The sequence below is a fragment of the Pedobacter petrophilus genome (assembly GCF_009674725.1).
GTDB lineage: Bacteria > Bacteroidota > Bacteroidia > Sphingobacteriales > Sphingobacteriaceae > Pedobacter > Pedobacter petrophilus.
In genome coordinates, this window is the sequence record NZ_WKKH01000081.1 from 1 (window position 1) to 10026 (window position 10026).

A 10026-nucleotide genomic window follows, 5' to 3' on the forward strand; every position below is an offset into this window, starting at 1 on the left:
CAAAAAAGGGAGCAGAAAACATAGTTTCTAACTCCCTTTTTTAAACAATTTTATGGGTGGACTTTTTCAGTGCCCTCCATCTGGTATTGGCTTATGTCTGGACGCAGGAGCTGCTTATCGGCATTATAAGCCAGAAAGTTTGCACCTGTTTTAAATTCGGCCATTAAAAGCAGGTCAAATTTCTTGGTTAGCGGTATTTTAGCTGTAGCATCCGCACCATAAGCTTTGCCAATGCTGCTCGATGCCAAACTTCCTGAACCTGCATTGATGCCAATGGTAAAATCTTTTAAAAAATCGGCTTCCAGTCTGCCATAAAGATTTTTGGTGTTGTTGTCATCTGAAGACTGGTTCTTGTTGTTGCCGTTGTAAGCGCCTGCAAAATAGCGCAGTTTACCTCCGGGGATAACATTCCCCAAAACGGAAATCCCGGTTTGAAAACTCTGCCATCCATTTTTCCCAAAGGCATAATACTGGTTGGAAAAATCAAGGGTCCGAATAATGTCGACTGCCATGGCATCCTCTATCCCGAAAAACGGGCGGAACTGGCCGGCCTGGATATGAAAATATTCATTGAGCGAATATTTGATATAGGCATTTTCAAGCACTTTATTGGTCGGGTCGCTATTAAATTCGGCCAGGTTGGCCAGGATATTTGCTGAAAAATGGTCATTGATATCCCCTTTTACCATCACTCTTGCCCGTTTTACCAGAAAGGTATTGGATATCGCTTTTGATGTGGCAGGATCAAAATTCTTGCCGTTGATGTCGACATCCTTATCCAAAGAGAGTACATATCTGGTCTGCAGGACGCCTGCAAAGGTCAGTTTCCTTTTATAGGCGGAATAGTTTTTAAGGGTATCGCTTAGCCTGGTCCGGTCTTTTTGTTGCGCGCTGCTAACAAATGGACTGACCATAAGAATTATAATAAGTATATAGAAGTATTTCACAATTTGTATGTTTTGTTGTTGGTAATATTTTTTATAGAAAAAGCTATTTGATCGATCCGATCATATCCTCTGGTCTTACCCACTGATCAAACTCTTCATTGGTAACCCAGGCTAAGCGAGATGGCAGATTCCCTTAGCGATTTATTATCCTTCAGTGCCGCTTTGGCAATCTTTGCCGAATTATCATAGCCGATGTGTGGATTGAGTGCAGTTACGAGCATGAGTGAAGTTTCCAGATGTTTTTTGATGCCATCATAATTTGGCTCAATTCCTAACGCACAATGCTGGTTGAATGAGCGGCAGGCATCGCCTATGAGTCTTGCGGACTGCAGGAAATTTGCGGCCATTACGGGCTTGAAGACATTAAGCTGAAACTGTCCGTTTGATCCTGCAACTGTAATTGCCACATCGTTTCCCATTACCTGCGCAGCGACCATAGTAATAGCCTCGTTCTGCGTGGGGTTGACTTTACCGGGCATGATGGAAGATCCCGGCTCGTTTTCCGGCAGATGCAATTCCCCAATGCTGCACCGGGGGCCGGAAGCCAGCATTCTTATGTTATTGGCTATATGCATTAGTGAGACCGCAATCTGTTTTAATGCGCCATGGCTTTCCACAATAGCGTCATGAGCCGATAGCGCCTCAAATTTATTGTCCGCTGTCCGGAACGGTAAACCTGTAAAATCAGCTATATATTTTGCAACTGCAACATCATAGCCGGCAGGCGTATTCATTCCCGTACCGACTGCTGTTCCGCCAAGGGCCAGTTCAGAAAGGTGATCCAAGGTATGGCGCAAAGCTTTTAACCCATGGTCCAGTTGTGAAACATAGCCGGATATTTCCTGACCGAGTGTTAAGGGCGTTGCATCCATGAGGTGGGTTCGGCCAATCTTAACCACGTTTTTGAAGTTTTCTGATTTTATCCTTAAGGTATCCCTGAGTTTTTCAATACCGGGAATAGTGAAATCCACCAATATCTTATAGGCTGCAATGTGCATAGCCGTTGGAAAAGTATCATTTGAGGACTGTGATTTGTTTACATCATCATTTGGGTGAACATACAGTTTACCTTCGCCCATTTTATTACCCTGCAGCGCATGGATACGGTTAGAGATGACTTCGTTTGCATTCATGTTCGACTGGGTTCCGGATCCCGTTTGCCAGATCACCAGCGGGAATTCCCCGAACAGCTTTCCGTCTATGATCTCATCACATACCTTTGCGATCAGATCCCTTTTATCTTCGGGCAGAACATTCAGATCTTTATTAGCAAAAGCAGCTGCTTTTTTCAAGAAACCAAAAGCCTCAATAATCTCTTCGGGCATGGGTGCATTGGGCCCGATCTTAAAATTATTTCTTGAGCGCTCAGTCTGCGCTCCCCAGTAACGGTTTTTAGGCACCTGAACTTCCCCCATGCTGTCGTGTTCGGTTCTTGTTGCAGAAAGTCCAGTGTGACTTATTTCTTTTAAGATAGACATATTGATTTATTGAAATAGGCGTTTAAGTGATAATCATTTTATATGTGTGAGGTGGTTTTTTGATCATTCTAGTGATTAGATTTTCGAAAATGCCCTCTTTCATCTTGTGTCTGTTAAATCTATAGGTATACTCATTAATATAGGATTGTAGATGCTTTACCGAATGATGAGCGCCCCTTAACCATGCCTTAAACATCATAATACAACGATGTAATTCAACAAAATTCTTACCTTTCTTTTCTGATTTTTCCCGGATTATATTCGGGAATTCTTTTTCCATCCCCTTGTATCTCGCCCATTTATCGGTACGTACGAAGGCCTCGTTTTTGATGTGATGCTGCATAAAGCCTTTGAGGTTCTCTTTGCTAGCTGAATCAATTACTTTCGCGTACATCCTGGAGACGCCCTTTCCCTGTTTTTCTATGCCAAGAACCACGATTTTCTTGCGACCGCCTTTACGGCCCTTAATCCCATCATCCTGGCCACCAACGTAGGTTTCATCCACATCCACTTTGCCCTCCATTGGGATTTTTCCACTACTTTCCATCGCCTTCATTACTTTTTGCTTAAATAACCAGCAGGTTTTTTGTCGCAATTCAAGTTTCCTGCTCAGTTCGGTACTGCTAATACCGTTCCTGTTGGTTGAAACATAGTAGATGATGTAGAAAGCTTTTAATAAGGAGAACTTGCAATTATGAAATAATGTGCCTGATGTAGCTGATTCAATATACCTGCAATGTGTGCATTGACCATCAAAAAACCTGTTCCCTTTGCAATAGTGCGCATGGGAACACTTTTTGCAGATATAACCATTTTCCCATTTCAGATCCGATAAGTAGTTAATACAACTCAGCTCATCTGGAAATTTAGACTGAAATTCAAATATTGATAAACTTTTAAATCGATTCTCCATAAAGCTAATTTATTAATTTTATCAGTATTCATCAAGTGCCTATTTCAATTGATTTATTTAGGATATGCCGTAAAGGTGCGCAAAGCTGGCTCCCTGAGCCATGACCGCTATCAAGAGATAGGGTGATGTGAATCAGCTGCGATCACCTACAATTAAGCCTATCTTGTCAGCGTGATAAACCAATTCAGGTCTGTCAATATCAAATAATAAAGTTATGCCCTATCTTCAGTTGGAAGTCATCAGAAACTATTCTTACGCGACTAAAAAATTATTGGCGAAAAGAATCGGCGAAGTATATTCTAAAATAATGAAAGCAGATCAGAACCGTATAACGGTAAGCATCCGTGAACTTGGCGAAGGCTCCATCTGGCGCTGTGGAGATGGGGAACCCATGCCCGCAGCAATTATGATGTGCGATATCAGAAAAGGAAGGAACGAGCAGATCAGAACGGAACTTTCCAGGGCGCTTATTGATATGTGTAATGAGGTGCTGGGACTGGAAACCGGTCAGCTTAATATTGAATTTACCCAGCATAGCGGCGATGAAATGTATCATCAGCGGCTGGGACGCTTTAGTGCGGAATGGACTGCGGATGAGGGATACCTTTAACGGATCCCCTTAAAACTTATGGCCTTGATTTTCTTATCTGAAGCTAGTAGACGTTCATAACCGTACATGGCCATTTCCAAGGCCCTGTCCTGATTATAGATATCCTTGTAGATAACGAGCTGGCTGTCGATCATTTCACAGGTCTGGTAAGTTATTTTAATCGGAACGGATCTGTTAAGTATAAAATCAGTTGTCTTATCACTTGCAATGGCGCTATGCAATAAAGATCTCACTTTCGGTGAACCATCCTGAATCAATAATAATCCGGCAAGTTTTTCGGCCTGGTCAATCTGGATACAGCCATTACTTAGTGCCCTTTGTGGCAATCGGGCCAACTTGGGTAAGGGCATATCATGGAGATAAATATCGGAAGCCTCGGCAAGGCGAAATAGAATCTTGCCCATTGTATTTCCGCAAGCCTCGGACTGCCTTGCATAAAAGCCTTTTGGAAGCCTTTTTATCTCTAGGAGTTTTTTAGCTGTGATTTCGACGAACCTACCCTTTGTATCATAGATTGCATAATGGTTATTGTCCAGGTAGCCTGGATTCTTTATCGCTCCGGGCAGAACTTCGCCTATAAACATCTTAGCAGTCACGCTGCGATCTGGCACAGCGGTGAGAGCGGCCAATTTACTTTCAAATATTGGTGTTGGTGAAGAAGGCTTGCCCACAATAATCTTAAAGATATATACAGCGTCTGCTAGTTTCATCTTTGCGGTAAAGGCAGGAATGTTAATGATCAGACTTGGCGTTTGGCTGGCAGAAAGCCACCTTAAACGCTCCATATTTATCGTCATTTTCTTAACGCTTTCCTCGGGAAACTCATAGCTATCCTCCAGATACTGGCCACGCACCAGATGCATATATTTTTGCAGATCATCATATTCTTTTGATAAAGGCTGTACCGCTGCGATTTCGTTATAGAAATCCATGCTTTCCATTAACTGGAGCAAACGGGCTTCCGCATTGAAGTCCCCATATCCTCCATCATCAATCCTGGAAGGGGTAAGCACATTATTAAATTTTCCATAGTGCAGGTGGTTCATAAAAGTGATCATAGCGTCAGTCATCAATACATCGAAAATTGCACGCTGGCCACCCCCTAATATGTCGGGCTCCTTAGATAAAATATTAACTTTTTGATAGACAAGCTCAGCAGCATGAAAATCCTGACGGTTAAGACCAAACTGGGAAACGCAGTCCAGTATCATCATCGCGGGAGCGAGTTGTCTGTTGTGATTTTGCTTTTCCACCCAGACGAGTTTGTAACCTTTTTCTTTGTAAAAGCGTTCTACCGATTTGGGATAGTTCAGCGTGCCCTGGCATGCCAGGAGCTGCGTTTTGGTCTGCTCAGAGATAAACGCATTCTGTTTTTCGCCCTCTTTGGTAAAAGTAATTGCTGGATTCTGCGCCAATACGTTAAAGGATACGTGTGCAAGCAGGCAGATCATCCATATGATGAACACCGTTCTGTAGCTTATTGGGGTGTTTACTGTTTTGAAGATATTTTTCATCTGTTTATTTATTGAAAGGGATGGTGAATTTTATCATAATCTTTGAGCAACAAACTTCAACTTAATCCATTTCTCCTGAAATGATTAAGGTCAGCCTTTCGACTGACCTTGCACATTACCATACTCTGGATAGAAGACGTAAGGCCGTTAATGAATTTATGATATTTCTCGTTGAGCTTTTATAACCTCCTGTATCAGTAAAAAAAGTTCTTTTTTCAGGGTCCTATAAGTTGTTGTTAAATGTGTCATTGCATGTTCCATCTGCTCGTGTTTATCTGCGAGGAATTCTCCACGGTCAAATACCAGGTCCTCAGTTTGCCCTTCCAGATTCTTAAGGTGCTCAATCAGATGGATATCTGCACTATACTTATCCTTTTCGAGCTGTAGCAGTTTAGCACCCGCACTTTTTAGTGCTTCAAGGTATTCAGGCCCCGAAAGGCGTATAAAATAGTCATCTAAAAGGTGGTGAAGGAAAACGGTTTCGATCTTAAAAAAATCTACATCGGATGCCCAATGCCTGGCTATAGCGTGATATTGACGATACGCTGCGGAGGTGCTGTTTATGTCATTCATAATTAGATTATTTTAATTAAAAGGTTTAGGATGGAAAGATCAGGATGGGAACTGGATTATACAGTGAGCACTTATCTTTGAAATATTGCTGAGTGAGGAAATTAAAATGAAAATGCTGATCAACAAGAACCAAAAGGTCGGCCTTCATTTCACTCACCACAACTTCCAGTGTATCCGTAGCCCCGTCTTGATCCAGCATGTTCAGGAAGAGTTTCTTATAGCATATCTGCCGGCTGACTTCTTCATTGAATACTTCTTCCGCCTGACTGGTCTCCATCAATGGCAGGCCACTGGCCGCAGAGTGTGCGATAACCAGATTGGCATCCCAGCAAGTGGCAAGATTTGCCAGAAACTTTACTGTCCCAATGCCACAGAAACGCACATCAGTTAAATATACCATCCGTTTGAGTTCATTCTCAGACCACGAAGAAGGAATGATAAGGAGCGGCACCTGAATCTTATGTAATAGATTATTAATGGCAAGATTTACATTCAGCAAAGCCTGGGGCAGAAATTCATCCAACCCCTTTATAACCATTAAGATTTCGTTTTCACTGGCCAACCTGTACAGATCCCCAGTTTCACAAGAAAGACTCAGCTCCTGAATTACCGGTTTAAATCCCTGATGTAGCATTTTTCTTTCCAAAAGGTTTTTCATCAGCTTGGAATCAACCGCTACAGCATCGTCGATCTCTGGAAACGTTTCTGTCCATCCATATTCATCGGTGGTTAATTTTAGAACCGGTAAATTAGCCAGGATGATATTTACCCCAAGACGTTGTGCCATCACGAGTGCAAATATTGCGGCATGCTCAGATTCCGGACTATGATCGTTAATGATGATAATAGATTTCATTTTGTTATTTGTTTAATCTATACGCTGACAACAAAGGTCGGTATAGCTTAAAGCAAATGAAATGATGTTAGTCACCTTATCGGTTGCGGGTGGTCACGACAGGGCAGTTTAGTAAAGAAGAATATCGAAAGTAATCTTAAAGTTTTTAATCGGCATGGCGATACATTTGCTTATAATAGGCATCTGCCATTCTCGCTGACTCAAATTCGGGGATTACGCCTTTTATACCGTTTTGAACAATATCGAACCACTTTGATGGGTACTCGTAGTAGGTAGGCAAAACTGTTTTTTCAAGAACATCCATTAAGTTGGCATTCTCTTTTTTATCTTTCTCCTCCTGGGATAACGAAGCTTCAGCAGGTTTGATAAGAAAACAGTTTTCGCCATCTATAGCAAACTCAGGAATCCATCCATCAGGAATAGAAAGGTTAATTGCGCCGTTCATCGCAGCGGTCATGCCGCTGGTTCCTGAAGCTTCCCGATACATTTTTGGATTATTAAGCCACACATCAGCCCCTTTTTTTAGTAATGAGGATAAACCGAGTTCATACCCTACCAAAACGGCACAATTAGGGAATGCCTTTATTTCATTAATGATTTTATTGAAGATCTGGTTCGCGCCTGTATCTTCTGGATAGGGTTTTCCTGCCCAAATGATCTGTATAGGATGTTTTGAATGCGCTAATAAAATTTCGAAACGCTTCCAGTCATTCATCAGAAGATCTGCCCTTTTGTATCCGGCGAAACGCCTTGCCCATACTAGGGTCAGCACATTTTCATCGAATAGTTTTCCTGTCTGATCGGCAACTTGCTGAAATAGGAGTGATTTTAATTCCTTTTTCCGCTCTAAAAACTCCTGTTCCTTATGCCCGGTCACGCTTTGGGCAATTCCCTTATCCTGCCAATACTTCTGATTCTGTGCATTCGTAATGGAAACAATCTCGCAAATGCCATCATAGCCTCCCCACATTTCACGGGCAACTTCTCCATGAAGTTTGGAAACAGCGTTCGCTTTGCCTGAAAATTTAAGTGCTGCCAATGTATAATTGAATTTTTCACCTTCCAGGCCCAGCACAAATTTAACTTCATGCTCCTGCATATGGTAAAAGAACGACATTTCTCTTAACAGCGAAAAATCATGTTCTTCATTACCCGCAAGCTCAGGAGTATGGGTTGTAAATACCATTCTTTTTTTAATCTCTCCGAGATTTTGATACTTTGAATACAGATAAAAATTAAGTGGCACCGCATGCCCTTCGTTCATATGATAATAATCTGGCTGCAGGTTGAGCTGATCCAACAGCATTCCCCCACCGATCCCCAGAATGATTGACTGCGCAATTCGGGTAGACTCATTTGGGTCATACAACCGGTGAGTAATGCTTCTACTTACTTCATCATTTTCAGCAAGATCAGTACTCAGCAAAAATAAAGGTACGGTACCAAATGTGGCTGGCCGCAATAAAAATGCTTTGACTTTAACGGTGGCACTATGTACCGGAACAGAAATAACAATTCCTGTATCTTCCAGAAACGAATAATCTTTCTGAACGAAAGTGGGAACCATATTGTTATCCTTATCCCTTACCTGATCGTAATAACCATATTTCCACAGCATGCCTATTCCTAATAAATTTTGTTCTTTTTCGAATGCACTCCGTAGATGAGATCCGGAGAGAAAACCAAGGCCTCCGCTATAAATCTTAAGGGATTGATCAATGGCAAACTCCATTGAAAAATAGGCTACACTGGTTTGATATTCTGCATCAGGGCTGTACCCAAAGAGCTCGGTTCTGGTCATAGACAACCTTTTGTTCGTGGATTATTTATTGGAGAATTAAGAAATTGTTAACAAGAACCTATTTATGTATTCAGGATCAAATAATAAGTTCCTTAAAAGTATCTACAAAAACCAAACCAATGAAGCCGTCCGCACTAAAGTGTTTCTCATTTTTTAAAGATTTTTTTGATAAACCTCCCCAAAGGCAGATATGGCCAGCGCATCATATTCTTGGAGAGTTCATTAAATAAATACCGGCTGGATATCCAGTTCAATACGCCCAGCCTTAAAAGTAAATATCGATGGGAGAAGCCGATTCCATTTCCCTTCTCATCATTTTCATTTTTACCAGATTTCATTAGTACTCCTTTCAAAGTGAAAATCCGGATGCAGGGGGCCTATGAGATTCATAGGTTGATCGTTGTCGTTTTTATAAGAATGCTTACTGTCCAGGATCAGGTTTGCACCCATGTAAACAATTAGGTTGCTTTTAAATGAAAACATGACCTCTATTTTCTGAATAACATTTTTTACCCCTTTTACAGATTTTGCGGCATGTTCTGCAGCAAGTTTTTTGGCGTAGCTGTCCACCGCTCCTTTAAGGGTAACAAGGCCATCATTCACCGAAATCCCTATTTTCTCTACAGCTATAAAGGAATCGGTCGTGATAGCCAGTCTAACCTCCTCCGCTAGTTTTTTATTCTTTTTTCTCATTATAATTTCCATTATCAATGGGCCAAACTTGCTCCTTCTCATCATAATATTTTGTTTATTTATCGGGCGCCCTTTAATCTCCAGTTTTTTATTTCTGGCATATCATCAAGATGTACACCTATATATTCTTTATGGCTGGCTAATTTAGCCTCGCAAAAACGGATGAACTCATCGGCCTGTTGCTGGAACCGGGGAACGCGTTTAACCGCTTCCATAGCTAAATGATACCGGCTCATCTTATTTAATACCACCATGTCGAATGGTGTGGTGGTTGTTCCTTCCTCCATAAATCCCCGCACATGAAACCGTGCGGGATCCGGACGTCCATGAACCAGATCGTGAATAATACGGACGTAACCATGGAATGCAAAAATCACTGGGGCTGTATCGGTAAACAGGTCTCTAAAATATTCATCGCTTAATCCATGCGCATGATATGCCCTTGGAGAAAGGGCCATTAAATCAACCACATTAACAACTCTTACCCGAAGCTTTGGTAAGTGTATACGAAGAATTTCTGCTGCTGCGATAGTTTCCTGAGTGGGGACGTCTCCAGCGCATGCCCAATGTCATTAAGTTAAGGATTTTTATATTGCATCTTTTTGATTTTTAGTTACTTTAGGTTTCACTCTGGCTCTGAA

General features: G+C 41.7%; 8 protein-coding genes and 2 pseudogenes. 1 reads left to right on the forward strand and 9 read right to left on the reverse strand.

Going from position 1 to position 10026, the window contains the following annotated elements:
• Positions 1-50: 50 nt before the first annotated feature.
• From GJU39_RS22475 to GJU39_RS22485, 3 genes and pseudogenes are all read right to left on the reverse strand, one after another.
• Positions 51-914 carry a porin gene (locus GJU39_RS22475; protein WP_154283243.1) on the reverse strand — a complete coding sequence of 288 codons (864 nt, stop codon included), beginning with the start codon at positions 912-914 and terminating at the stop codon, positions 51-53.
• Between the two features lie 76 nt (positions 915-990).
• Positions 991-2425, reverse strand: a pseudogene (gene fumC / locus GJU39_RS22480) (class II fumarate hydratase).
• 22 nt (positions 2426-2447) lie between these two features.
• Positions 2448-3338, reverse strand: a complete 891-nt coding sequence (locus tag GJU39_RS22485) for an IS1595 family transposase (RefSeq protein ID WP_154283244.1) — start codon at positions 3336-3338, stop codon at positions 2448-2450.
• A 214-nt stretch (positions 3339-3552) separates the two neighbouring features.
• On the opposite strand from GJU39_RS22485, the gene GJU39_RS22490 reads away from it, so the two are divergent.
• Positions 3553-3948 carry a tautomerase family protein gene (locus tag GJU39_RS22490; RefSeq protein WP_154283245.1) on the forward strand — a complete coding sequence of 132 codons (396 nt, stop codon included), beginning with the start codon at positions 3553-3555 and terminating at the stop codon, positions 3946-3948.
• On the opposite strand, the gene GJU39_RS22495 is transcribed toward GJU39_RS22490, so the two are convergent.
• The 6 genes and pseudogenes from GJU39_RS22495 to GJU39_RS22525 all read right to left on the reverse strand — a co-directional run.
• On the reverse strand, positions 3945-5462 hold the full coding sequence (locus tag GJU39_RS22495; RefSeq protein WP_154283246.1) for a L,D-transpeptidase scaffold domain-containing protein: 1518 nt from the start codon (positions 5460-5462) through the stop codon (positions 3945-3947). The genes GJU39_RS22490 and GJU39_RS22495 overlap by 4 nt on opposite strands.
• Positions 5463-5618: 156 nt before the next feature.
• Entirely contained in the window at positions 5619-6035 is a 417-nt protein-coding gene (locus GJU39_RS22500) for a hypothetical protein (RefSeq protein WP_154283247.1), read from the reverse strand.
• A 25-nt stretch (positions 6036-6060) separates the two neighbouring features.
• Positions 6061-6891, reverse strand: a complete 831-nt coding sequence (locus tag GJU39_RS22505; RefSeq protein WP_154283248.1) for a hypothetical protein — start codon at positions 6889-6891, stop codon at positions 6061-6063.
• A gap of 145 nt (positions 6892-7036) precedes the next feature.
• Positions 7037-8692, reverse strand: coding sequence for an alpha-glucan family phosphorylase (gene glgP, locus GJU39_RS22510; RefSeq protein WP_154283249.1), 1656 nt, complete (start codon positions 8690-8692; stop codon positions 7037-7039).
• A gap of 324 nt (positions 8693-9016) precedes the next feature.
• Complete coding sequence (locus GJU39_RS22520) at positions 9017-9430, reverse strand: BON domain-containing protein (protein ID WP_209437717.1); 414 nt, start codon at positions 9428-9430, stop codon at positions 9017-9019.
• 14 nt (positions 9431-9444) lie between these two features.
• A pseudogene (locus tag GJU39_RS22525) lies at positions 9445-9936 on the reverse strand (phosphoketolase family protein); the annotation flags it as partial.
• Positions 9937-10026 lie beyond the last annotated feature (90 nt).

What these genes read in the sequence shown, in the direction of transcription:
- GJU39_RS22475 (WP_154283243.1), bottom strand. Translation starts at nt 914, where the DNA reads ATGGTCAGTCCATTTGTTAGCAGCGCGCAACAAAAAGACCGGACCAGG.
- GJU39_RS22485 (WP_154283244.1), bottom strand. Translation starts at nt 3,338, where the DNA reads ATGGAGAATCGATTTAAAAGTTTATCAATATTTGAATTTCAGTCTAAA.
- GJU39_RS22490 (WP_154283245.1), top strand. Translation starts at nt 3,553, where the DNA reads ATGCCCTATCTTCAGTTGGAAGTCATCAGAAACTATTCTTACGCGACT.
- GJU39_RS22495 (WP_154283246.1), bottom strand. Translation starts at nt 5,462, where the DNA reads ATGAAAAATATCTTCAAAACAGTAAACACCCCAATAAGCTACAGAACG.
- GJU39_RS22500 (WP_154283247.1), bottom strand. Translation starts at nt 6,035, where the DNA reads ATGAATGACATAAACAGCACCTCCGCAGCGTATCGTCAATATCACGCT.
- GJU39_RS22505 (WP_154283248.1), bottom strand. Translation starts at nt 6,891, where the DNA reads ATGAAATCTATTATCATCATTAACGATCATAGTCCGGAATCTGAGCAT.
- glgP (WP_154283249.1), bottom strand. Translation starts at nt 8,692, where the DNA reads ATGACCAGAACCGAGCTCTTTGGGTACAGCCCTGATGCAGAATATCAA.
- GJU39_RS22520 (WP_209437717.1), bottom strand. Translation starts at nt 9,430, where the DNA reads ATGATGAGAAGGAGCAAGTTTGGCCCATTGATAATGGAAATTATAATG.